We start from the raw sequence: 23,113 nt of genomic DNA, 5'->3' as shown, positions 1-23,113 counted from the left end.
CCGGTGCGCTAGCACGGCCCATCATCGACGACCCGATAGTCCGCCGCGCGGGCCTCGCATTCGTTGGGGAATGTGCGCAGTTCGCCATGGCGACGGGCGCAGACCGGGCGGTATTCGCGGGTGCAGAATGTCTGCTCATCACCGCCACCACCACCGCCGCGGCACTCGCCCTCGCGAATGATGCGATATCCGGCCCGTTCGGCAAGGCAGGCATTGGCGAAGGTCTGGCGGTCGCCACCGCGCCGGGCGCAGACCGGGTCATATTGCTTGGTGCAGAATTGCGGGCCCGGCCGTGGCGGGCGCGGCCCCGGCCCCTCATCCACCACGACGGTGCAGGCTGCGAGAATTGCCGACAGGAACAGGATGGAAAAAACCTGCCGCGGAAAGATTGCCGCAAGAAGCCGCATGAATGTTCCCTCCCTCGAAACTCCTGCCTGCACAAATGGTGCCTGCGTCCGGCCGATCCTCGTCATTACGCTGCCAAATGCAACCCCTGTTTGCAACTGGCGGCATGACGAACCCGGGCGGTATGCCGGCGCAAGCCAAAACAGCACCTGCCCCGCTTGCTGGACCATGCGTGGGTGGCGTCTGGCCGATGACCGCGCGGAGAACCGGGGCTATCGGTGCGATGCGTCGGGATGCGCCTGTTGGGCCGCCCGCGGCTCTATCTTGCAAGCATCACGTTTCCGTGCGATAAATTTTGTGTTCGGGCATTTGCGACCCGGAGAGCGGAACGTTTTGGACGACCTTTCCCCGATACTGTGAATCTCTGACAGCCCCGTTTTCGGCGGGGGGTTTTACCATGCGCCAATGCATGACTGCCGAAGCAACCACCGGGACTTGCCCACGGCGCCAGGCGGCGGGCGGAACCACCAAGACTGACACGGGTGAAGGAGTTTCCCCAATGGCCCAGACCGGCACCGTTAAATTCTTCAACGCTACCAAAGGCTTCGGCTTCATCACGCCCGATGGCGGCGCCAAGGATGTGTTCGTGCACATCTCGGCGATCGAGGCTTCCGGGCTGCGCACGCTCGTCGACGGTCAGAAGGTCACCTTCGATGTCGAGCCCGACCGTATGGGCAAGGGTCCGAAAGCGGTCAATCTCCGCGCTGCCTGAAACCGCAGCGTGCCGCGCGTCCTTTCGGGGTGTGAGGATGCTGCAAGGCTTTTGGAGTGAACTTGAATTCTGTAAAGGCGCGGCGGTTTTCGTCGCGCCTTTTGTGTTCCGGGATGCTTGCAGGCACGCGCAAAACTTTCTCTTGCCGATGGCACTAAAATAAAGGACAAATTTCCGTCCGGGCATTTGCCGGCCCGAGACTGGACTTGTGGGATCAAAGGAGCTTCCCATGCCGCAGACCGGCACCGTCAAATTCTTCAATCACGCCAAGGGCTTCGGCTTCATCACGCCGGACGACGGGGCAAAGGATGTCTTCGTCCATATTTCGGCCGTGCAGGCGTCGGGTCTTCCCGGTCTTGAGGATGGGCAGAAAGTGACATTCGACACCGAGCCGGACAAGCGCGGCAAGGGTCCGAAAGCCGTCAACCTGTCGATCGGCTGAACCAGCCCTGGACTGAATGGACGTGGGCCGGTCTGGCCTGCGGTGTTTGCCGCACGCTTGAACCGCCCAGTTAGATGAACCGCCTGGTCAAATTTCGTTCAGCCCCCGTTCAGCCACGGTCGCATATCAATCTTCGTTAAAGCCGGACCGCATCCCCCGAAAACGACCCGGGCCGGCACGAAGGAGACCGACATGAACCGCATTTTCAAGACTGCCATCCTGTCCGCTGCGGTCGTTGCGACCACGTTTGCGACCTTGCCCGCGGCCAGTGCCGATGAATGGCGCCATCACCGCCGTCACCACGGCCACGGCGACGCCGTTGCGGCCGGCGTCCTCGGCCTTGCGGCAGGTGCCCTGATCGGCGGTGCGCTCGCCAGTCCGCAGCCCCGCTATTACGACCCGGCCTATGATGATGAATACTACAGGCCTGCCCCGGTGCGCCGTTATTACGTGCAGCCGCGAGTGGCCTATGCCGAAAGCTATGCGGAGCCCTGGACCCGCGGCTGGTACGAATACTGCTCGGACCGCTACCGGAGCTTCAACTCGCGTACCGGCACGTTCACCGGCTATGACGGCGAACAGCATTTCTGCACCGCCAATTAACGGAGGCAGTTTCCGCCGGAAAAAAGCGCGGTCGCACAGGCCGCGCTTTTTTTGTTTCCGGCAAGCGGTTTCAGATCAGGAACGGATTGCTCCGCCGCTCCTCACCAAAACGGCCGCCAGGACCATGGCCGCAGATGAAGCCGATGTCGTCGCCCAACGGCAAAAGCTTCTCCTTGATCGAGGCGATCAGCGCGGCGTGGTCGCCGCCCGGCAGATCGGTGCGGCCGACCGAACCGCGGAACAGCACGTCGCCGACATGGGCGAACTTCGCGGCCCGGTTATAGTAGACGACGTGGCCGGGTGCGTGGCCCGGACAATGGATCACCTCAAACACATGTGAGCCAAACGAAACGGTCTCGCTTTCGGCAAGGAACCGGTCAGGGACACAGTTGCGCACGGGATCGGTGATGCCATAGCGCTTCGCCTGGTTCTCGAGATTGGCGAGCAGCGGCCGGTCGGCGGCATGCGGGCCGATGATCTCGATACCGAGCGCCTCTTTCAGCTCCATGGCCCCGCCGGCATGGTCGATATGGCCATGCGTAATCCAGATCGCGCCGGCAGTGATTGCATTGTCCTCGAGCGCCGCCAGCACCTTGTCGATGTCACCGCCCGGATCGACGACAACGCCTTGTCTGTCGTCCATGTCGAAGAGGATGGTGCAGTTCTGCTGGAACGGCGTGACCGGCACGATGCCGGCGTTGAGCTGACCCATATTCGTCCTTTCACGCTGTCGGAGCGCTGCGCGTCCCCTCGTACGCGTCAGGAAAGCTCTAACCTTGAACCAGGCCCTGATGTAGAGACACACGCGAACGGCGTCCACCGCTCCCACAAACGGCAAACGAAATGGGCGGCCGAAGCCGCCCATTTGAAAAGCCTGAAACGTCGAAGCTTATTTCTTCATCGCGTTCATGACCGCACCGATGATGCCGGTCAGGATGGCGCCGCCGCCGGCACCGCCAACGATATTTGAAATGTTCAACGCGCTGCCGGCCCCTGCCGCCGTGGCGGCTGCTGCCGGATCGACCGCGCCACCCAGCAGACTGTTGAGGATGGCCGCACCGCCGACGCCGCCGACAGCGCCGCCCAGGATTTTGGTAAGCTGCCCCATCGCCGCAGTCTTGATAGCCGCACCCACCGCCTGACCACCGATGATGCCCGTAATCACCTGAATGATGATCGGAAGAAGCGTGTTCATATCCATATTTCCAGTCCCTCCATAGCTGCCAGCCTCCCAGGCCGACGCCATCATGAGACGCCGAATTGAATGAAAGTCAAATGCGCAAACGCTTAAATAAAAGGGGCGGCCCGAAAACCGCCCCTACTTGATAAAAAACCTGTGACTTTCGTTATTCTGCAGCAATCGCGTGCTTGGGTTGAACCGCCGCAGAATAGTCGTTCATCAATGTCTTGGCGATTTCGCCGACCTCGAATCGGTAGGGACCGATCTCCGAAACCGGTGTCACCTCGGCCGCCGTCCCGGTGAGGAAGCACTGCTGGAAGCCTTCAAGCTCCTCCGGCTTGATGGCGCGCTCGATCACCTCCAAACCGCGGTCCTTGGCAAGGCCGATGACCGTGCGGCGGGTGATGCCGTCGAGGAAGCAATCAGGCTTGGGCGTATGGATCTTGCCGTCCTTGACGAAGAAGATGTTGGCGCCTGTCGCTTCGGCCACCTGGCCACGCCAGTCGAGCATCATGGCGTCGGCGTAGCCCTTGGCCTCGGCGGCATGCTTGGACATGGTGCAGATCATGTAGAGGCCGGCCGCCTTCGATTTCGACGGTGCGGTGCGCGGGTCGGGGCGGCGCCATTCGGCCATGTCGAGGCGGATACCCTTGAGCTTCTGCGCCGGATCGAAATAGCTCGGCCACTGCCAGATGGCGATGGCGCAGTTAATCCGGCTGTTCTGCGCGGAAACGCCCATCTGTTCACTGCCGCGCCACGCGATCGGCCGGACATAGGCGTCCTGGAAACCTTGCTTCTTCAACAGCGTGCGGCAGGCGTCGTCGATCTCGGCGACCGAGTAGGGTATCTTGAAGCCAAGCAGGCGCGCCGATTCATGCAGGCGTTCGCTGTGGTCGGTCAGCTTGAAAATTTCGCCGCCATAGGCGCGCTCACCCTCGAATACCGCGCTGGCGTAATGCAGCCCGTGGGTCAAGACGTGGATCTTGGCGTCGGCCCATTTGACGAATTCGCCGTTCATCCAGATAAAGCCGTCCAGTTGGTCGAAGGGAACGGATGCCATGGTAACCTCCCGCGGGCGGCAGCCCGCACATCGTTGTGTCATTGCGTGTTTCGTTTCGGCCGCTGCAGGCGGCCATTGTCTTAAAGCGTAGGCGGATATTTAAGGTCTGGCAAACTCAGGAAGTTCCGGAAAAAACAGCTTCGCTTGCCTTTTCGTTCGCAATCCGCCGAAAAGCTTGCCAAAAATTACCATCGCGCGGAAAATACGTCAATAGTGCTGACATAATTTCCTGCTTCACACGGAGAAAAGATGACGAGCCACGCAGCCGCAGAGCCGATCAGGACGGCGATCACCGACGAGGACGGCATCGATTTCGCCATCATCGAGTTGTTCTTCTTCGCCTATCGCGACTTTACCTCCGATCCGGACCAGATCCTGGCCGATTACGGTTTTGGCCGCGCCCATCATCGGGTGTTGCATTTCGTCAATCGCCGGCCCGGGCTGACGGTCGCCGAACTCCTCGACGTGCTCAAGATCACCAAGCAGAGCCTGGCGCGCGTGCTCAAACAACTGATCGACACCGACCATATCGTGCAATTGCAGGGCCCTCGCGACCGCCGCCAGCGCGAGCTTTATCCGACGGCCAAGGGCCGTGCCTTGGCGCTGGCACTGGCGCGGCCACAGTCGCGCCGCATCCATGCTGCATTGGAAGATTCCGGAGCCACCGAACGCGCCGTCATCGAACGGTTCCTTGAAGCGATGGTCAATCCGGAACTAAGGGCGCAGATCGACATTGTGCCCGCAAAGATGTCAGGGAAAAACCATGGAGACCATTGAGAGGGTTGATCATCCGACAGCACCGGAAGACGATGCGCCGCATCTGCTTGTGGTCGATGACGACACCCGTATCCGCAATCTTCTGAAACAATATCTGACCGAAAACGGCTTTCGCGTCACCGTCGCCGGAAATTCCGGCGAGGCGCGGCGCAAGCTCGCCGGCCTCGACTTCGATCTGATCGTGCTCGACGTCATGATGCCGGGTGAAAGCGGCGTCGACCTCACCAAGGCGCTGCGGGCAGAAAAAAACGTACCGATCCTGATGCTCACCGCACTGTCCGAAACCGACAGCCGGATCACCGGGCTCGAGGCCGGCGCCGACGACTATCTGCCAAAACCGTTCGACCCGCGCGAGCTGATCCTGCGCATCAACAATATCCTGCGCCGCGGCGGCCCCGCGACGACGCCCAAGGTCGAACAGCTGGTCTTTGGCCCCTATACCTTCCAGATCGCCAGGCGTGAGCTGAAGCGCGGCGGCGAGGCGCTCAAGCTGACCGACCGCGAGCAGGAAATCCTGGCGATCTTCGCTGCGCGCGCCGGCGAGACGATACCGCGGCATGAGCTTGTCGGCGACGAGTCCGAGGTCGGCGAGCGCACGATCGATGTCCAGATCAACCGGCTGCGCCGCAAGATCGAACGCGATCCGTCCAATCCGGTCTGGCTGCAGACCGTGCGCGGTATTGGGTATCGGCTCAGCGTGGAATAGAATGCCGCCGACAGCGGTCCTTTGCTGGGCCGCCGGTGAGCGAAAAGACGAATGGCGACCACGCAACTCGAACGGCCGGAAGATGGCGGCTTGAGCGCCCGCGCGACTCGGGCGCTCAAGGCCGTGCCGCGCGCTTGGAACCGTTTCTGGCGCCTGGTGTCGCTTTACATGCCGAAGCGGCTCTATGCCCGCTCGCTGATCATCGTCATCGCGCCGATGATCATGCTGCAGTCGGTCGTCGCCTTTGTCTTCATGGAGCGCCATTGGCAGACCGTGACGCAGCGCCTGTCGCAGGCCACGGTGCGCGACATCGCCGCCATCATCGACCTGATAGAGACCTATCCGCACGACGCCGATTACGCCAACGTCATCCGCATCGCCCAGGATCGCATGCAACTGAAGGTCGACCTCCTACCGCCCGACCCGCTGCCGCCACCCGGGCCAAAGCCGTTCTTCTCGATCCTCGACGAGATCCTTTCGTCCGAGATTACCCGCCAGATCAACCGTCCGTTCTGGATCGATACGGTCGGTAATTCCAATATCGTCGAGGTCCGCGTCCAGCTCGAGAACAAGGTGCTGCGGGTCTTCGTGCGCCGCAGCCAAGCCTATGCATCGAACACCCATATTTTCCTGATCTGGATGGTCGGCACCTCACTGGTGCTGCTGATGATTGCCATTCCTTTCCTGCGCAACCAGATCCGGCCGATTCTAACGCTGGCCGAGGCGGCCGAGAGCTTCGGCAAGGGCCGGCCGATGCCGCGCGATTTTCGCCCGCGCGGAGCCGAGGAGGTCCGCCGCGCCGGCTTTGCCTTCATCCAGATGCGCGAACGCATCGAACGCCAGCTCGAGCAGCGCACCGCCATGCTGAGCGGCGTCAGCCACGATCTGAGGACTATCCTCACCCGCTTCAAGCTGCAATTGGCGCTTGCCGGGACCAAGGCGGCCGATACCCAGGCACTCGACCAGGACATCGACGACATGCAGTCGATGCTGGAAGGCTACCTTGCCTTTGCACGCGGCGAAGCGTCGGAAGACGCCGGTCGGTTCGATCTCGAAGCCTTCTTCGACAAGCTTCGCGAGGAAGCCGCGCTGCGCAAGCGCAAGCTGTCGACCGTGCTTGTCGGCGATCCGCACGTGCATGTGCGCCCCAATGCCTTTGCCCGGCTGCTGTCCAACGTCGTCGGCAATGCATTTCGCTATGCCAAGACGGTGGAGATCAACGCCAATCATGGACGCGGTTCACTGCTCGTCACCATCGACGATGACGGTCCGGGCATTCCGCCCGAAAAGCGGGAGGATGTATTCAAGCCGTTCGTACGGCTCGACGAGGCCCGCAACCTCGACGCCAGCGGCACCGGCCTTGGCCTCTCAATCGCACGCGACATTGCCCGCAGCCATGGCGGCGACATCGTCCTCGAACGCAGCCCGCTCGGCGGCCTTCGGGCGGTGATCAAGGTTCCGGCTTGACGGCAGCGAGACCCGGCCGTTCATCCGGCCGTCATGAAACCATGGTGAAGAGCGCCAATGAAGCGCGCGATCCTGATTGATTCGGCCCTGCGGCCTCATTTCGACCCCGCGCCTGCCCGGGTGCGCTGGTGCGACGCCAGAGCTGCGGCGTGGTCGCCGCTCAGGCGTCGCGGCGAGGCAATCAAGCTCTCCGCCAAGGGACCGCCATGCGCATCCTGATGGTCACCGACGCCTGGCGCCCGCAAGTCAACGGCGTCGTCCACACGCTGGAGCGCCTCTCGGAGACCCTGAAATCCTTCGATGTCGAGACGGACTTCCTGACGCCGAACATCTTTCGCACCCTGCCGCTGCCGACCTATCCGGACATCAGGCTGGCGCTGACGACTCCGCACCGCGTGGCGCAGCTGATCGAGGCACGCAAGGTGGACCACATCCATATCGTCACCGAAGGACCGCTCGGCATTATGGCTCGGCGCTACTGCCGCAACGCCGGCCGCCCGTTCACGACCAGCTATCACACACGTTTTCCGGAATATCTGAGCGCGCGCCTGCCGGTGCCTGAAGCATGGGCCTATCGCTGGCTGCGCGATTTCCACAATTCAGGACAGGGCACGCTGGTCGCCACCCAGTCGCTCGCCGACGATCTTGCGGCGCGCGGCTTCACCAAGCTCCGGCCATGGACGCGCGGCGTCGACACAGATCATTTTCGACCGGATAAAAGAAAGGACCTGGGATTTCCCGGACCGATCTTCCTCTGCGTCGGCCGCGTCGCGATCGAAAAGAACCTGCCGGCCTTCCTCGATCTCGACCTGCACGGCAGCAAGGTGGTCGTAGGCGAAGGGCCGGAATTGGCGAAGCTGAAGGCCAGATATCCCGATGCCCATTTCCTCGGCCATCGCCCGAACGACGAACTCGCCGAGATCTACGCCTCGGCCGATGCTTTCGTCTTCCCCAGCCGCACCGACACATTCGGCAACGTCATCATCGAGGCGCTGGCCAGCGGCACGCCGGTCGCAGCCTATCCCGTCACCGGACCGATCGATATTGTGGGTGACGGCATCGGCGGCGCGGTATCGGACGACCTGCGGCAAGCAGCGCTCGCCGCCCTTCACGTCGACCGCGCCGAGGCGCGGCAACGTGCTATGCGCTACAGCTGGAAGGCCTGCGCGGAAATGTTCATGGAAACGGTCGAAGAGGCGCTGGGTACCACGCGTAAACTGGCTGCCTGAGCAACAGCGCAGTTAGAACAGCCTGCCGCCGTCCGGCACCTTGCGCTCGATCGCGCCAAGGACGACGGCGCCCTCTTCATCGGGAAAGCCGAGCGTCAGCACTTCCGACATGAATGGCCCGATCTGACGCGGCGGGAAATTGACCACAGCGAACACCTGCCGGCCGATCAGGGTTTCGGGCGTATAGTATTTCGTGATCTGGGCCGAGGATTTCTTCACCCCGATCACGGGACCGAAATCGATTTTCAACTTGATCGCCGGCTTGCGCGCCTCGGGAAAAGGCTCGGCCTCGATGATAGTGCCGGCGCGGATGTCGACGCGGTCGAAATCGGCAAAGCTGATCTCTGGTTTTCGCGCGTTGCTCAAACTCATCGACTGTCAGGCGTTTCCGTAGGTTTCGAACAGCACGCCGGCCAACGCATCCTTGGCCGAAGTCCCCGACCAGACGACGAACTGGAACGCCTGGAAATAGCATTCGCAGGCCTCCAGCGCCGACGACAGCAGCACCTCGACCTGCTGGCTCGACGGCTCGACCCCACCGGCCAGCAGCAGCGACTGGCGGAACATGATGGCGCCTTCCTGCTCCCAGAGGTCGAAATGGCCAAACAGCATCTGTTCGTTGATCAGCGAAAGCAGCCGCATCACCTCGAGCGCGCGCGCCTCAGGCACCTTGATGTCGAAAGCGCAGGCCAGGTGCAGCGCCTCGTAGTCCTCCATCCAGGAGAATGAAACGTGGTAGTCGGTCCAGCTTCCGGCAACCGAGATCGAGATCTCGTCGTCGCCGGCCCGCTCGAAGGACCAATCGTTGTTGTGCGCCACCTGCTCGATAACATCCACCGGATGGATTTCGCGGGAGAATTCGAGTTCGAGAAGTTCCATGAAATGCTTCCTGTCGTTCTGGGAGCGCCACCACACGCTCCGCGGGAGAGGCACACTCGAACAATTCTGCCTAGAACTCGGACGGCCAGGACTTCGTCAACGCAAAGACCCCGGACCGGACCCCACCGCCCGGCGCATGACCCTGCTCCGAATCATGCAACAAATTCAGTCTATTGATCGGGAGTCGCGTGACCAGCCCAATTTTTCGCACTGCGTCATTCGCATGTGGAAAGGCGCCGTCACAAAGATCCACGCAGTACCGGTAAGCGATTCACGACAAAGCGCTTTTTGCGATCCGGCTTTGTGGAAAAGTTTACGATTTATTTCTTATTATTTTTTTGCACGCGGCTTTGCCGCAGCCGCAGGCGCTACTTGACCGGTCAATTCGGCAAGCCTGGCCTCGAGCGCCTCGATGCGAGCGGCGAGGCGGGTGTTTTCTTCCCTGGCCTTCGCCGCCATGTCGCGAGCGGCCTCGAATTCCTCGCGCTGCACCACGTCCATGGAGTTGAGTATGCGCTCGGCCTGGCCCCTGAAGGCGGTCTCCACCTCGCGCCGCACGCCTTGCGCGGCACCGGCTGCGTCGGTCATCAGCTTGGCGAATTCATCGAGAATGCGGTTCGGTCCGGTCGCCATGGCAAATCCTCGCTTGGTCGAATTGACGTAGTGGCGCACGATGCGGAATGCAAGCACACGCTTGCCTTGACCCCGCCAAAAGCCTGCCGCATGGTCCGCGCCCGAACCCGATTGGAACCCGGAGACCCTGTTGAGCGAATATTTGCTGCCGCTGGCCGCCCTGCCCTTTCCCAACATCGACCCGGTCATCGTCCGGATCGGACCACTGGCGGTGCATTGGTACGGCGTCGGCTACATCGTCGGCATTCTGTTCGCTTGGTGGTATGCCAAGCGCCTCGTCACCAACCCAAAACTGTGGCCCGACGGCACCTTGCCGATGAAGCCCGTCGACCTCGACGACTTCATCGTCTGGGCAGCCATCGGTGTGGTGCTCGGCGGACGCACCGGCTACGTACTGTTCTACGACCTGCCGCGCTACATTGCCAATCCGCTTGATATCGTCGCCGTCTGGCAGGGCGGGATGTCGTTTCATGGCGGCCTGCTCGGCGTCATTCTCGCAATGACGCTGTTTTCCCGGTCTCGCAGCATCCGCACATGGTCGCTGTTCGACGTGGTTGCCGCCGGCGTGCCGGTGGGGCTTGGCCTCGTTCGCCTGGCAAACTTCATCAATTCCGAACTATGGGGCCGGCCGACCGACGTTCCATGGGCATTCGAATTCCCCAATGGCGGCCCATTTGCACGCCATCCGAGCCAGATCTACGAGGCGCTCCTCGAAGGGCTGGTGTTGTTCCTTGTCCTGCGCTTCCTCACCCATTCGCGGCTCAAGCTGAAGACGCCGCGCTTCGTCGGCGGCGCCTTCATCGCCGGCTATGGCGCCTCGCGGATCTTCGTCGAATTCTTTCGCGAGCCCGACCAGCAGCTTGGCTACCTCCTTGGCACGAGCTGGCTGACCATGGGAATGGTGCTGTCACTGCCGATGGTGCTGGCCGGCATCTGGGCGATGGCTACAGCTAGGCCGGTGACAAAACCGCAGCCGGCATGACGCGGCTGAAGACCCGCATCGCCGAGCTGATCGGTGCGGTGGGACCGATCCCCATCAGCGAATACATGGCGCTCTGCCTGTTCGATCCGCAGGACGGCTATTATACGACACGCGAGCCGTTTGGCGCCGCCGGCGACTTCGTCACCGCGCCGGAGATCAGCCAGATGTTTGGCGAGCTGGTCGCCATCTGGCTCTACCAGGCGTGGTTGGCGATCGGCCGGCCGACGCCGGTCGCCATCGCCGAAATAGGCCCCGGCCGCGGCACGCTGATGAGAGATATGCTGCGCACGCTTTCGCGGCTCGATCGGACGCTTACCGCCAGCGCATCGTTCGCCTTGATCGAGACCAGTCCGCGGTTGACCGAAGTCCAGAAACGGACGCTTGCCGGGACGTCGGCCACCATCGCCTGGCATGGGGCCGTCGACACACTACCGCAGGGGCCGCTTCTGATTGTTGGTAACGAGCTGTTTGACGCGGTGCCCATCCGCCAGTTCGTCCGCGCTGGAGCCGGCTGGCGCGAACGGATGATCGGTCTCGACAATGCGAACCGGCTGCGCTTTTTCGTCGGCGCCGGCTCGCTCGACCCGATGCTGCTGCCGGAGGGTGCCGAGAATGCGCCGCAAGGTGCGATCGTCGAGGTGGCGCCAGCCCGCGCCGCCCTGGTGGCGGCCATCGCCGGGCGACTTGCCGGATTTGGCGGCGCCGGCCTGTTTCTCGACTACGGTCACCTCCAGCCCGGGATCGGCGACACCTTGCAGGCCTTGCGCAAGCACGGTCATGAGGACGTGCTGGCCAATCCGGGGCAGGCCGATCTCACCGCCCATGTCGATTTCGCTGCCCTCGCGGCAACCGTTCGGGCACACGGCCTCGATGCCCACCTCTCCACGCAAGGTGAATTCCTGCTCAAGATGGGGCTTCTCGAACGGGCAGGCCGGCTCGGCGCCAATGCCGATGAGGCAGCTCGCGAACAGATCGCGGCCGACGTCGAGCGCCTCGCCGGCCCGCAAGCCATGGGCGAACTCTTCAAGGTGCTTGCCGTCCTCCCCGCCGGCATTGCCGTTCCGCCGTTTCCAAGCACGGATTGACTTTTCGCTGCCGCATCTCCCACTCTCCCATCTCCGACTAGCGCCCGACATCAACCGCGCCAGCCTTCAACTTACCAACTGCGCCCGTCTTCAACTCGCCCGTCTTCAACTCGCCCGTTTTCAACTCGCTTGACGAAATCGCCCATACGGACAACAAAGCCGCCATGCTGAATCAGACCAAACCGGATCCCGTTCGGTCGCGCTTGCTGGAAACGGCGCAAGGCGTCCGCCACGGCTACTTCACACGCGTTGGCGGCATTTCCAGCGGCATCTACCGGGGCCTCAACATCGGCACCGGCTCGAACGACGACCAGACGCTGGTGCGCGAGAATCGCCGCCGGGTCGCCGAATGGATGGGTGTGCCTGCAAACCATCTGCTGACCGCTCACCAGGTTCATTCGCCGGACGTCGCCATTGCCAGGGAGCCTTTTGCCGGCGAGCGGCCCAAGGCTGACGCCATTGTCACCGACCGGCCGGGCATTGCCGTCGGCGCCTCGACCGCCGATTGCGGACCGGTCCTCTTCGCCGACGCCGAGGCGCGCATTATCGGCGCCGCCCATGCCGGCTGGAAAGGCGCTTTCACCGGCGTGCTGGAAAACACCGTCGCGGCAATGGAGAGCCTCGGCGCCAGACGTGACCGCATCGTCGCAGTGCTCGGTCCTTCCATCGGCCCACAGAATTACGAGGTCGGACCGGAATTCGTCGCCCGCTTCGTCGACGCCGATGCTGGCAATACCCGCTATTTCGCGCCCTCCGCAAATGCCGGACATGCGATGTTCGATCTCAACCGCTACACGGTCGACCGGCTGACCAAGGCTGGCGTCAGCGCCGAAGGGCTTGGCCGCTGCACCTATGCCGAGGAAGAGCTTTTCTACTCCTATCGGCGCAGCACGCATCGCAACGAGCCCGACTACGGGCGGCAGGTTTCGGCAATCGTTTTGGAGACTGACTGATGGCGCTGCATTTCGAACGCTCGGAATTCGACGCGCGGCGCGATCGACTGATGATCGAGATCGCCGAAAAGAAGCTCGACGCCGTCCTGCTGTTTGCCCAGGAAAGCATGTATTGGCTAACCGGCTACGACACATTCGGCTTCTGCTTTTTCCAGTGCCTGGTGGTCAAGGCCGACGGCTCGATGGTGCTGCTGACGCGTTCGGCCGACTTGCGCCAGGCGCGCCACACCTCGATCATCGACAACATCGTTTTGTGGACGGACCGCAACGGCGCCAATCCGGCGGTCGACCTGCGCAATCTGCTCAACGAGCTCGACCTGCTCGGCGCCCGCATCGGCGTCGAATACGATACCCACGGCCTGACGGCCTATAATGGCCGGCGCCTCGACGAGCAGTTGCAGACCTTCGGGCAGATCGCGGATGCCTCCGGCATTGTCAGCCGGTTGCGGCTGTTCAAGAGCCCGGCCGAAATCGCCAAGGCGGAAAAAGCCGCCAATCTGGCCGACGACGCGCTGGACGCAGCACTGCCGCTGATCAAGCAGGGCGGCGATGAGGCGCTGATCCTGGCCGCAATGCAAGGTGCGATCTTTGCCGGCGGCGGCGATTATCCGGCCAACGAGTTCATTATCGGCTCCGGCATCGACGCCCTGCTTTGCCGCTACAAGGCCGGTCGCCGCAAGCTCACCAAGAACGACCAGCTGACACTCGAATGGGCCGGTGTCTTCCACCACTACCATGCGGCAATGATGCGCACGGTGTTGACCGGCAAGGTATCGAAACGCCACCAGGAATTGTTCGATGCCGCCCGCGCCGCGCTACTTGCAGTCGAGAAGGCGATGACACCCGGTAACACTTTCGGCGACGTGTTCGACGCCCATGCCCGCACGCTCGAGGCCCACAATTTGACCAAGCACCGGCTCAATGCCTGCGGCTATTCGCTCGGCGCCCGCTTCACCCCGTCCTGGATGGATATGCCGATGTTCTATCAGGGTAATCCCGAACCGATTGCGCCGAACATGACGCTGTTCGCCCATATGATCATCATGGACTCCGAAACCGAAACGGCGATGACCCTTGGCCGCACCTACCTGACGACCGAATCCCAGCCGAAGCCCTTGTCCCGCCATGATCTCGACTTGATCGTGCAGTGAATCCATAATGGAAAGAGTGAGGGGCGTTCGTCGCCAAGGAGTTTTCAGGCTAATGAGACGATCGCATGTGACGACCGTGTCATTGCTCGTGGCGCTGGCACTGGCGGCCTGCACCAATGCGAAGGACGTTCTCGAACCCTCGGCCATTGCCCCGCAATCGACGCAATCGCTCTCCGGAGCCGGAGGTGCCGCAACGCCCCCCGCAACTCCGGCTCAGCCTGCCGGCACCGCGCAAACTGCAGATACAGCGCAGCCTTCCGCTGCAGCGGCCGTGCCGCCCGCCAAAAGCGCGGCTGCCATTGCCCGAACCCGGCTGCAGGTGGCGCCGATCGTCGGCGCCTCGGTAGAAGCCGCGACACCGCTGACCGCCGAGCTTCAGACACGCGCCAGGCAGCGCGGCATCACCTTGGCCGGCAGCACCGACCAGACCCCAACGCATGTGCTCAAGGGCTATTTCTCGACCATGACGGAAGGCAAGGACACCACGGTCATCTACGTCTGGGACATCTATGACCCGGCCGGCAACCGGCTGCATCGCATCAATGGCCAGCAGAAGGCGCCCTCCGTTGGTGGCGGCGAAGGCTGGGCGGCGGTGGCGCCGGCGACCATGCAGGCGATCGCCGACCAGACAATCGACCAGTTCGCCACCTGGCTTGGCGGTGGCGCCGGCTGACCTGGAGCATGATTCCGAAAAGTGGAATCCGGTTTTCGGAAAGATCATGCTCAGACTGAAAGATAGAGCTATCCCGATTCCGTCGGCATTGAAGTGGACCTATCGCCGCATCGTCAAGCCGTAAGCGTTTATTGAGATTAGCCGGCGGATTCCCATTCACGACGCTTGCAATACCGGCGCGGGCCGCTAAAAGCCCGACTAAGAGGCTGGAGTGTCTATCGGAGTCTCTCAATCCTTCGCCAGGAACGGTGCATGAAGCTCTTCGCGGGCAATTCCAACAGGGTGCTGGCCGAATCAGTCGCCCGCTACCTCAACATTCCGCTGGGCAAGGCCAGCGTCAGGCGCTTCGCTGACCAGGAAATCTTCGTCGAGATCCAGGAGAATGTGCGCGGCGAGGACGTGTTCATCCTGCAGTCCACCTCGTTCCCGACCAACGATCATCTGATGGAACTGCTCATCATGATTGATGCCTTCATGCGCTCCTCGGCCAAGCGCATCACTGCGGTTATTCCTTATTTCGGCTATGCCAGGCAGGATCGCCGTGCCTCTGGCCGCACACCGATCTCGGCCAAGCTGGTCGCCAACATGATCACGAGGGCGGGCGTCGACCGGGTGCTGACCCTGGATCTCCATGCCGGCCAGATTCAAGGCTTCTTCGACATCCCGACCGACAATCTGTTTTCCGTGCCGGTCATGGCCCGCGACGTGAAGGCGAAATACAAGCAGCTTGCCAATGTCATGGTGGTGTCGCCGGATGTCGGCGGCGTGGTCCGCGCCCGCGCGCTCGCCAAGCGCATCGATGCCCAGCTTGCCATCGTCGACAAGCGCCGCGAGCGCCCCGGCGAATCGGAAGTCATGAACGTCATCGGTGACGTGCGCGGCAAGGATTGCCTGTTGATCGACGACATCATCGATTCGGGCGGCACGCTGTGCAATGCGGCCGATGCGCTGCTTGCCGACGGCGCCACCAGTGTCACCGCATACACTACCCATGGCGTTTTGTCCGGCGGCGCCATCGCCCGCATCGGCGCCTCGAAACTGCAGGAACTGGTCATCACCGATTCGATCCAGCCGACCCAGGCAGTGCTGGACGCCGCCAACATCCGCGTCATCTCCATCGCCGAACTGATGGGCGAGGCGATCTCGCGCACGGCGACCGAGGAATCGGTGTCGAGCCTGTTCGATTAATGCATGTCGCGCAAAACTGTGCAGCGGTTTTGCGATAACAACATGCGTAAAACAAGAACGCGTCGCATGAGGCCGGCCGAACGCGACGCCCTTTAGGGCTGCGACTCGGGCCGAGCCGGACCGCTTATTCGTCGCACACCTTCGCCAGCATCACGGGCGCCGCGCATATAACCGCGCGGCGAGGCTCCCAGCATGCGCTTGAACATGGTGATGAAGGCCGGCACGCTGTCATAGCCGAGATCGAGCGCCACCCTCGTGATCGGCTCGCCGTCGGCCAGCCGTGGCAGCGCCGCGAACAGGCAGGCCTGCTGACGCCAGGTCGACAGCGACAATCCGGTCTGGCGGTGGAACGCGCGGGTGAAAGAGCGGCGGCTCATGCCGACGATAGCGGCCCACTCGTCGATCGTCGCATGCGGTGACGGTGCCGAGACGAAGCGCCGGCACAGCGCTGCCAGCCTTGCGTCGGACGGGAACGGCAGTCCGAGTGGCCGTTCCGGCAGGTTCGGGATTTCGTGCAGCAGGAGCTTCATGATCAGCCCACCCCGCCCCTCCAGCTCGGCGCCCTGCGGCAGCTTTTCCGATTCCACGATCAGGCTGTGCATCAGGTCGGTGATGCCGACGACACGCAACCCGTCCGGCAGGCCGGGAATGGCCTCCGGCATCACATAGACGGACCGCATGCTGACGTCGCCCAGCATCTCGACCGAATGTTCGGTGCCGGCGGGGATCCACATCGCGTGGTCGGGGGGCACCATCCAGCGCCCATGCCGCGTCGTTACCAGCACGACACCGACCAGCGCGTGCAGCAACTGGCTGCGGCTGTGATAGTGGCGTGGCACATGGTAGCCGTCCGGATATTCGGTCGGCAGCGCCACTGCCGGCCCGACGGCCTGCTCCAGCCATTGCCAGCGACGCTCATGCAACAGCCCGAGATCGGTGTCGCCCGCTCTGAACATTTCCCTGCCATGCGGCATCGGCTATGGCCCACTTGCGAAACTATTGGACCAAACCACGAAAGAAGTCGCGTGACAAGCAACGTATAAGGCAGCCGGCCCATAAGACCGACTGCGGGAGCGCCCGCCAAAAAGACCACGGAGCCTGCCTTGACCGATACCACAGCAACCGCCGATGCCAAGCCGGCAGCGGCCAACCACATTTCAGCCCAGGCGACGGCCTTCACCGTTATCCTGGCGGTGAGTTTCTGCCATTGTATCAACGACATCATGCAGTCGCTGCTGTCGGCGACCTATCCGCTGCTGAAGGACAATTACGGTCTCGATTTCTGGCAGATCGGCCTTCTGACTTTCACCTTCCAGGTGACGGCATCCCTGCTGCAGCCTGTGATCGGTATGATCACCGACAAGCGGCCGATGCCCTATTCGCTGCCCTACGGCATGGCGTCCTCGTTGATCGGGCTGATCGTGCTGGCCTATGCCGGACATTACTCGCTGCTCCTCATCGGCGCCTCGCTGATCGGCATCGGCTCGGCGATCTTCCACCCGGAATCCTCGCGCATCGCCCGCTTCGCCTCCGGCGGCCGGTTCGGTCTTGCACAGTCGCTGTTCCAGGTCGGCGGCAATTTCGGCCAGGCGATGGGGCCGCTGCTGGCAGCCTTCATCGTCGTGCCCTTCGGCCAGACCAGCATCGCGTGGTTTGCCGGCGGCTCGTTGATCGGCATTATCGTGCTGTGGCAGGTCGGCGGCTGGTACAGCCGCCTGCGCGCAGCACTCGGCAGCCGTAAGGCGGCAAGCTTCGTCTCACCCTTCCCACGCCACAAGGTGATAGGCGCGCTGGCGGTGCTGACCTTGCTGGTGCTGACCAAGAACGCCTACATCGCCAGCCTGTCCAGCTACTACACCTTCTATGCCATCCATAAATTCGGCGTTTCGGTGCAGATGTCGCAAGTCATGTTGTTCCTGTTCCTCGGCGCCTCGGCCCTGGGAATCCTGCTCGGCGGTCCGTTCGGCGACCGCTACGGACAGAAGGCGATGATCTGGTTCTCGATCGTCGGCGTGCTGCCCTTCACGCTGGCCATGCCCTACGCCAATTTCGAGTGGACGATGGTGCTGACCGTGCTGATCGGCCTGATCTTGTCCTCGGCCTTCTCGAACATCGTCGTCTTCGCCCAGGAGCTGGTGCCCGGCCGGGTCGGCATGATCGCCGGCATCTTCTTCGGCTTCGCCTTCGGCATGGGCGGCATCGCGGCCGCCGTGCTTGGCGTCGTCGCCGACATGAAAGGCATCGATTTCGTCTTCCAGGTCTGCTCGTATTTGCCGCTACTCGGGCTACTGACGGTCCTCCTGCCTAACATGAAGGAAGTGAGGAAGGTGGAGGCGGCGGCCAGCTAAAAATCAGTTCATCTTTCGGAATTGATACGAGGGCGCGGCAGTTGCCGCGCCCTCGATGATTCCTTCACCATACGCCGGGTGAAAAGCCTGTTAGAGAGGGTCACCCCTGAAGGCAAAATTTTGGTCAGCAACGCCTTCAAGTTGAACATACCGGGCTCAGCCCTGATGCTCCGCGCTAGGAAAGGCAATTCGCTTATGTCCAGACTAAAAGGCAAGGCCGCATTGATTACCGGCGGCACCAGCGGCATCGGCCTGGTGACGGCGCGACGTTTCATCGAGGAAGGTGCGCGCGTCGCTATCACGGGAACCAATGCGAGCCGTCTCGAGGAGGCGCGCACCATGCTCGGCAGTGATGTGCTTGTCATTGCCGCCGACGCCGGAGATGCTGCTGCCCAGAACGACATAGCGCGGCGGATCGAGGAAACCTTCGGCAAGCTCGACGCTCTCTTCCTCAATGCCGGTATCGCCGACCTGCGCCCGCTTGGCGACTGGACCGAGGCCGCGTTTGACAGGAGCATCGATGTCGACCTCAAGGGGCCGTACTTCCTGGTCAAGGCGCTCGTTCCGCTGTTTTCGAACCCGTCGTCGATCATCCTCAGCGGCTCGGTCAACGCACATATGGGAATGGCTGGAACGCACGTCTATGCGCTGGCCAAGGCCGGCATGATTTCGCTCGCCCGGACGCTCTCGGGCGAACTGATAGAACGCGGTATTCGCGCCAATGTGATCAGCCCGGGTCCGATCGACACGCCGCTCAACGACAAACTTGGGCTGGACCCCGAAGCGGCGAAGGCGCGCGCGAAAGCTGTGGTCGGCCTGGTGCCTGCCCGTCGTTTCGGAACCGCCGAGGAAATTGCCAACGCAGTGGTCTTTCTTGCTTCGGACGAATGCCCGTTCATGGTCGGTGCGGAAATGCTGATCGATGGCGGCTTGAGCATCGCCTGACATCGGCACGACCTGACACAAGAACACCCGGGTGTTTTTTGTTACGTCCTGAAAGGCCTTACGCCCTGAAGAAGGCCAGCAGGTCGGCGTTGATGACATCGGCATGGGTGGTCGCCATGCCATCGGGGAAACCCTTGTAGACCTGTGCCTGCCATGACTTGCACCTCGCGCCGCCTTCCGCTATAGAGCCGCCACCCGCGTAGACACCCTTGGAGGCAACGCGGCGGAAGGCCGCCTTCCCGCATGATCCCGAAAAGTGGATTCCGGTTTTCGGACCAGGTCATGCGTTAGCTATGGCGGCTTTCGACGTTTACGGCCCCGGCACGTTGCCGGCCGCGAACGCTCCAGAACAACGCGAAAGGAAATGCCATGAGCCACGATACTTACGAGCTCAAGGCCGAAGCGCGCGAACAGGTCGGTAAGGGGTCCGCCCGTGCAGTTCGCCGCAACGGTAAAGTGCCTGCAGTGATTTACGGCGACAAGCAGCCTCCCCTGGCGATTGCGCTGACCTATAAGGACATCTACTACAAGATCCATGGCGGCGGGTTTCTGACCACGGTCGCCACGATCGATGTCGACGGCAACAAGATCCAGGTTCTGCCCAAGGACTTCCAGCTCGACCCGGTCAAGGATTTCCCGGTCCATGTCGATTTCCTGCGCATCGGCAAGGACACCGAAGTCAATGTCGATGTGCCCGTGCACTTCATCAATGAAGACAAGTCACCCGGCATCAAGCGCGGCGGCGTGCTGAACATCGTGCGCCACGAGGTCGAGTTCCACTGCCCGGCCAATGCGATTCCGGATTTCATCACCATCGATCTCACCGGTACCGATATCGGCGATTCGATCCACATTTCGGCCGTCACCTTGCCGGCCGGCGTCAAGCCGGTGATCTCCGACCGCGACTTCACCATCGCGACCATTGCCGGCTCCTCGGCGATGAAGCCGGAGGCCGCGGAAGAGACAACTGAAGCGGCTGAGCCCGAAGCGGCTCCTGCCGCCGAAGAGAAGTAACCCCTTCCCGCCCGGAGGCGACGATGCTTGTCTTTGCAGGCCTCGGCAATCCGGGCGCGAAATACGCCAACAACCGGCACAATGTCGGCTTCATGGCGGCGGACGCGATCGCCCGCCGCCATTCCTTTTCGCCCTGGTCGAAGAAATTCCAGAGCCTGATCGCCGAAGGCACGCTTGCCGGCGAAAAGGTGATCCTGATCAAGCCGCAGACCTTCATGAACCTGTCCGGCCAGGCGGTCGGCGAAGCCTTACGCTTCTACAAGCTCGACCCTTCGGCACTGACTGTCTTCTATGACGAGATCGACCTTGCCGCCGGCAAGGTGCGGGTCAAGGTCGGTGGCGGTTCCGGCGGCCACAACGGCATCCGCTCGCTCGACCAGCACGTCGGCAAGGATTTTCGCCGTGTGCGCATCGGCGTCGGCCACCCCGGCGTGAAGGAAATGGTGCATGGCCATGTGCTCGGCGATTTCGCTAAGGGCGACCGCGAATGGCTGGATGTGCTGCTCGACGCAATCGCCGATGGTGCCGGATTGCTTGCTAAGGGCGACGACAATTCCTTCATGAACCGCGTGACGCTGGCCTTGCGCGACAAGCTCACGCCGACGGGCGACGACGATCGCCCGCCGCCCAAGGCGCCCAAGGCGCCAACGGCACAAAGCCACGTCCGCCAGGCGCGGCCGCAACAGCCGGCGGCCAAGCTGCCCGAAACCGGCCCGATGGCGGCTATGCTGAAGAAGCTTTTTGGCGGCAAGGACTGAGCCATGGATATGGATGACGTTCAGGAATTGGTCCGTCTCATCAGACAGAAGTATGTTGATTATTTCGTCGCCGCTGCCGGCGAACTTGCTCGCAACGGCCAGGGGTCGCATGCAACCGAGATCAAGTTTTCGAATGTCGATTCCTTCTATCGAAATCTCATCGCGGTTGATTTCGTCGGCAATGACGGACAGCCAAATCCGCAATTCATCAATAGCGATACCTATGTGAAATTCTCTCCGGATATTCACGCCGGGATCGGTGGAATGGATGTCCTCATCTCACCGTTCAAGTGGGACGAGGTTCATTTCAAATTCCCCGTAAATGAGCTTGACGGCGATCTCTTCGACGAATGGTTTCGCGGCTGGTTCGATATCGATGGCGAGCGTGAAACATCGGAGACCGTAGGAAACATCATTCACAGCGCGCAATTGCTCGACGGGCAACTGACGATCGATTTCGGAACCGCTGAGGTCGACGCGTTCTGGCATCTCCTGCAAATACTGAGCAGGTCCGGCGTTCGCTCGTTGGCCATAGGCACCGATGACATCGCGCAGCGTCTGAATTGAATTGCTCCTTGACGATCATCGGCGCTTTCGCCCATAGCCCTGATCAAATTTCGATTTCCCGATAGGACCAGACAAAAATGGGTTTCAAATGCGGCATCGTTGGCTTGCCCAATGTCGGCAAGTCGACGCTCTTCAATGCGCTGACCAGGACGGCGGCGGCGCAGGCCGCCAATTATCCGTTCTGCACCATCGAACCGAATACCGGCGAGGTGGCGGTGCCCGACCCGCGCCTGCAGAAGATCGCCGCGATCGGCAAGTCGAAGGAGATCATCCCGACCCGCATCTCGTTCGTCGACATTGCCGGCCTGGTGCGTGGCGCCTCGAAAGGCGAAGGGCTTGGCAACCAGTTCCTCGCCAACATCCGTGAGGTCGACGCCATCGTCCATGTGCTGCGCTGCTTCGAGGATGACGACATTACTCATGTCGAGGGCCGCATCGATCCTGTCGCCGATGCCGAGACCGTCGAGACCGAATTGATGCTTGCCGACCTCGACAGCCTCGAGCGCCGCATAGTGCAGATACGCAAGCGTGCCGCCGGCAAGGACAAGGAAGCAGCGACCGTACTTCCGATGATGGAAGCGGCGCTTGAACTGCTGCAGGCCGGCAAGCCCGCCCGCATCCTGCTCAACGGCATCTCGGCTGAGGATCTGCGCATCCTGCAGGGGCTGAATCTCTTGACCTCACACCCGGTGCTTTACGTCTGCAACGTCGCGGAAGCCGACGCCGCCACCGGCAACGCGCATACCAGGGCTGTCGAGAACATGGCCGCCGCGCAAGGTGCCCGCACCGTCGTGATTTCCGCGGCGATCGAGGCCGAGGTCGCCCAGCTCTCGGACGAAGAGGAAATGGAATTCTTGGCAACGCTCGGTCTGGACGAACCCGGCCTGAACAAGGTCATCCGCGCCGGCTACGAGCTGCTCCAGCTCATCACCTACTTTACCGTCGGGCCCAAGGAGACGCGCGCCTGGACCGTGCACAAGGGCGCCAAGGCGCCGCAGGCGGCAGGCGTCATCCACACCGATTTCGAGCGCGGCTTCATCCGCGCCCAGACCATCGCTTATGACGACTTCGTCAGGCTGGGCGGCGAAGTGGCGGCCAAGGAGGCCGGCAAGGCGCGCGACGAAGGCAAGGAGTATGTCGTCCAGGACGGCGACATCATGCTGTTCAAGTTCAACACCTGACCGCGCGGGAGCCCAATGGTCATTGCCGTCGCTCGATGACAAACTTCAAAGCAGGGGTGTCGCAGTGCCTCTTGCGCTGCTTGACGGGCCGTCGTGCTGGGTCTAAGGGGCCTCTGCACCGGCCTCGCGCCTCACCTGCCCGTGTCCGTGCGATCTGACTGACGCGCCCCCTCCG

At 62.3% G+C, this 23,113-nt stretch carries 27 protein-coding genes and 1 pseudogene; 19 read left to right on the top strand and 9 right to left on the bottom strand.

Features of this window, described 5'->3' with window-relative positions; genetic code table 11:
- Nucleotides 1–8: 8 nt before the first annotated feature.
- Nucleotides 9–407: a Kazal-type serine protease inhibitor gene (locus RQ479_RS30755; protein ID WP_352469176.1), complete on the bottom strand. Its 399-nt coding sequence runs from the start codon at nt 405–407 to the stop codon at nt 9–11.
- 497 nt (nt 408–904) lie between these two features.
- On the opposite strand from RQ479_RS30755, the gene RQ479_RS30750 reads away from it, so the two are divergent.
- The 3 genes from RQ479_RS30750 (at nt 905) to RQ479_RS30740 (ending at nt 2,162) form a co-directional block, all read left to right on the top strand.
- The gene (locus RQ479_RS30750) at nt 905–1,117 is read left to right on the top strand and encodes a cold-shock protein (RefSeq protein ID WP_006202520.1); all 213 of its coding nucleotides are present in this window, start codon (nt 905–907) and stop codon (nt 1,115–1,117) included.
- 229 nt (nt 1,118–1,346) lie between these two features.
- Complete coding sequence (locus tag RQ479_RS30745) at nt 1,347–1,559, top strand: cold-shock protein (RefSeq protein WP_006202521.1); 213 nt, start codon at nt 1,347–1,349, stop codon at nt 1,557–1,559.
- Nucleotides 1,560–1,751: 192 nt separating this feature from the next.
- Nucleotides 1,752–2,162: a BA14K family protein gene (locus RQ479_RS30740; protein WP_352469166.1), complete on the top strand. Its 411-nt coding sequence runs from the start codon at nt 1,752–1,754 to the stop codon at nt 2,160–2,162.
- Nucleotides 2,163–2,232: 70 nt separating this feature from the next.
- Here the strand turns inward: RQ479_RS30740 and RQ479_RS30735 are convergent, their stop codons facing one another.
- The 3 genes from RQ479_RS30735 to RQ479_RS30725 all read right to left on the bottom strand — a co-directional run bounded on the left by RQ479_RS30735 (nt 2,233) and on the right by RQ479_RS30725 (nt 4,402).
- Nucleotides 2,233–2,874 (bottom strand): MBL fold metallo-hydrolase, encoded by a 642-nt coding sequence (locus RQ479_RS30735; protein ID WP_352469167.1) that lies wholly within the window; start codon nt 2,872–2,874, stop codon nt 2,233–2,235.
- 177 nt (nt 2,875–3,051) lie between these two features.
- Nucleotides 3,052–3,363 carry a hypothetical protein gene (locus RQ479_RS30730; protein ID WP_352615707.1) on the bottom strand — a complete coding sequence of 104 codons (312 nt, stop codon included), beginning with the start codon at nt 3,361–3,363 and terminating at the stop codon, nt 3,052–3,054.
- Between the two features lie 145 nt (nt 3,364–3,508).
- On the bottom strand, nt 3,509–4,402 hold the full coding sequence (locus RQ479_RS30725; protein WP_376703496.1) for a branched-chain amino acid aminotransferase: 894 nt from the start codon (nt 4,400–4,402) through the stop codon (nt 3,509–3,511).
- A gap of 249 nt (nt 4,403–4,651) precedes the next feature.
- Between RQ479_RS30725 and RQ479_RS30720 the strand changes: the two genes are divergently transcribed.
- The 4 genes from RQ479_RS30720 to RQ479_RS30705 all read left to right on the top strand — a co-directional run bounded on the left by RQ479_RS30720 (nt 4,652) and on the right by RQ479_RS30705 (nt 8,581).
- A complete protein-coding gene (locus tag RQ479_RS30720; protein ID WP_352456926.1) occupies nt 4,652–5,179 on the top strand; it encodes a MarR family transcriptional regulator in 528 nt (175 codons plus the stop codon).
- Nucleotides 5,166–5,885 carry a response regulator gene (locus RQ479_RS30715; protein ID WP_023678415.1) on the top strand — a complete coding sequence of 240 codons (720 nt, stop codon included), beginning with the start codon at nt 5,166–5,168 and terminating at the stop codon, nt 5,883–5,885. The genes RQ479_RS30720 and RQ479_RS30715 overlap by 14 nt, the downstream gene beginning before the upstream one ends.
- Before the next feature lie 51 nt (nt 5,886–5,936).
- A complete protein-coding gene (locus tag RQ479_RS30710; RefSeq protein WP_376703495.1) occupies nt 5,937–7,352 on the top strand; it encodes an ATP-binding protein in 1,416 nt (471 codons plus the stop codon).
- A gap of 206 nt (nt 7,353–7,558) precedes the next feature.
- Nucleotides 7,559–8,581, top strand: coding sequence for a glycosyltransferase family 4 protein (locus tag RQ479_RS30705; protein WP_376703494.1), 1,023 nt, complete (start codon nt 7,559–7,561; stop codon nt 8,579–8,581).
- A 12-nt stretch (nt 8,582–8,593) separates the two neighbouring features.
- Here RQ479_RS30705 and RQ479_RS30700 read toward each other — a convergent pair whose 3' ends face one another.
- The 3 genes from RQ479_RS30700 to RQ479_RS30690 form a co-directional block, all read right to left on the bottom strand.
- Nucleotides 8,594–8,953 (bottom strand): tRNA-binding protein, encoded by a 360-nt coding sequence (locus RQ479_RS30700; RefSeq protein ID WP_376703493.1) that lies wholly within the window; start codon nt 8,951–8,953, stop codon nt 8,594–8,596.
- Between the two features lie 6 nt (nt 8,954–8,959).
- Entirely contained in the window at nt 8,960–9,460 is a 501-nt protein-coding gene (locus tag RQ479_RS30695; protein ID WP_023678420.1) for a YbjN domain-containing protein, read from the bottom strand.
- A gap of 330 nt (nt 9,461–9,790) precedes the next feature.
- Nucleotides 9,791–10,093, bottom strand: a complete 303-nt coding sequence (locus RQ479_RS30690) for an accessory factor UbiK family protein (RefSeq protein WP_352469177.1) — start codon at nt 10,091–10,093, stop codon at nt 9,791–9,793.
- A 130-nt stretch (nt 10,094–10,223) separates the two neighbouring features.
- Here RQ479_RS30690 and lgt point away from each other — a divergent pair, with 130 nt between their 5' ends.
- The 6 genes from lgt to RQ479_RS30660 all read left to right on the top strand — a co-directional run bounded on the left by lgt (nt 10,224) and on the right by RQ479_RS30660 (nt 16,125).
- Complete coding sequence (lgt, locus tag RQ479_RS30685) at nt 10,224–11,075, top strand: prolipoprotein diacylglyceryl transferase (protein ID WP_376703492.1); 852 nt, start codon at nt 10,224–10,226, stop codon at nt 11,073–11,075.
- Nucleotides 11,072–12,160 carry a class I SAM-dependent methyltransferase gene (locus RQ479_RS30680; RefSeq protein WP_376703491.1) on the top strand — a complete coding sequence of 363 codons (1,089 nt, stop codon included), beginning with the start codon at nt 11,072–11,074 and terminating at the stop codon, nt 12,158–12,160. The genes lgt and RQ479_RS30680 overlap by 4 nt, the downstream gene beginning before the upstream one ends.
- A 164-nt stretch (nt 12,161–12,324) precedes the next feature.
- Nucleotides 12,325–13,113 (top strand): peptidoglycan editing factor PgeF, encoded by a 789-nt coding sequence (pgeF, locus tag RQ479_RS30675; protein ID WP_376703490.1) that lies wholly within the window; start codon nt 12,325–12,327, stop codon nt 13,111–13,113.
- Nucleotides 13,113–14,264: a M24 family metallopeptidase gene (locus RQ479_RS30670; protein ID WP_376703489.1), complete on the top strand. Its 1,152-nt coding sequence runs from the start codon at nt 13,113–13,115 to the stop codon at nt 14,262–14,264. The genes pgeF and RQ479_RS30670 overlap by 1 nt, the downstream gene beginning before the upstream one ends.
- Nucleotides 14,265–14,316: 52 nt before the next feature.
- Complete coding sequence (locus RQ479_RS30665) at nt 14,317–14,937, top strand: hypothetical protein (protein WP_376703488.1); 621 nt, start codon at nt 14,317–14,319, stop codon at nt 14,935–14,937.
- 252 nt (nt 14,938–15,189) lie between these two features.
- Complete coding sequence (locus RQ479_RS30660; RefSeq protein ID WP_254819191.1) at nt 15,190–16,125, top strand: ribose-phosphate pyrophosphokinase; 936 nt, start codon at nt 15,190–15,192, stop codon at nt 16,123–16,125.
- Between the two features lie 92 nt (nt 16,126–16,217).
- Here RQ479_RS30660 and RQ479_RS30655 read toward each other — a convergent pair whose 3' ends face one another.
- A complete protein-coding gene (locus tag RQ479_RS30655) occupies nt 16,218–17,099 on the bottom strand; it encodes a helix-turn-helix domain-containing protein (protein ID WP_376703487.1) in 882 nt (293 codons plus the stop codon).
- Between the two features lie 129 nt (nt 17,100–17,228).
- Here RQ479_RS30655 and RQ479_RS30650 point away from each other — a divergent pair, with 129 nt between their 5' ends.
- Nucleotides 17,229–18,473 carry an MFS transporter gene (locus RQ479_RS30650; RefSeq protein WP_376703486.1) on the top strand — a complete coding sequence of 415 codons (1,245 nt, stop codon included), beginning with the start codon at nt 17,229–17,231 and terminating at the stop codon, nt 18,471–18,473.
- 195 nt (nt 18,474–18,668) lie between these two features.
- Nucleotides 18,669–19,418 carry an SDR family oxidoreductase gene (locus tag RQ479_RS30645; RefSeq protein ID WP_352466836.1) on the top strand — a complete coding sequence of 250 codons (750 nt, stop codon included), beginning with the start codon at nt 18,669–18,671 and terminating at the stop codon, nt 19,416–19,418.
- Between the two features lie 58 nt (nt 19,419–19,476).
- Here RQ479_RS30645 and RQ479_RS30640 read toward each other — a convergent pair.
- Nucleotides 19,477–19,563 (bottom strand): annotated as a pseudogene (locus RQ479_RS30640) (alpha/beta hydrolase); the annotation flags it as partial.
- A gap of 224 nt (nt 19,564–19,787) precedes the next feature.
- Between RQ479_RS30640 and RQ479_RS30635 the strand changes: the two are divergent.
- The 4 genes from RQ479_RS30635 to ychF all read left to right on the top strand — a co-directional run bounded on the left by RQ479_RS30635 (nt 19,788) and on the right by ychF (nt 22,938).
- Complete coding sequence (locus RQ479_RS30635; RefSeq protein WP_352466835.1) at nt 19,788–20,432, top strand: 50S ribosomal protein L25/general stress protein Ctc; 645 nt, start codon at nt 19,788–19,790, stop codon at nt 20,430–20,432.
- 23 nt (nt 20,433–20,455) lie between these two features.
- The gene (pth, locus tag RQ479_RS30630; protein WP_352466834.1) at nt 20,456–21,190 is read left to right on the top strand and encodes an aminoacyl-tRNA hydrolase; all 735 of its coding nucleotides are present in this window, start codon (nt 20,456–20,458) and stop codon (nt 21,188–21,190) included.
- 3 nt (nt 21,191–21,193) lie between these two features.
- On the top strand, nt 21,194–21,757 hold the full coding sequence (locus RQ479_RS30625; RefSeq protein ID WP_376703485.1) for a hypothetical protein: 564 nt from the start codon (nt 21,194–21,196) through the stop codon (nt 21,755–21,757).
- A 77-nt stretch (nt 21,758–21,834) separates the two neighbouring features.
- Nucleotides 21,835–22,938, top strand: coding sequence for a redox-regulated ATPase YchF (ychF, locus tag RQ479_RS30620; RefSeq protein WP_376703484.1), 1,104 nt, complete (start codon nt 21,835–21,837; stop codon nt 22,936–22,938).
- The last annotated feature ends 175 nt before the right edge of the window (nt 22,939–23,113 follow it).

The sequence above is a fragment of the Mesorhizobium sp. ISC25 genome (assembly GCF_042295465.1).
Classification (GTDB): domain Bacteria; phylum Pseudomonadota; class Alphaproteobacteria; order Rhizobiales; family Rhizobiaceae; genus Mesorhizobium.
Note: the sequence above shows the minus strand (reverse complement) of the source record. Positions and strands in the feature narration are given on the sequence as shown.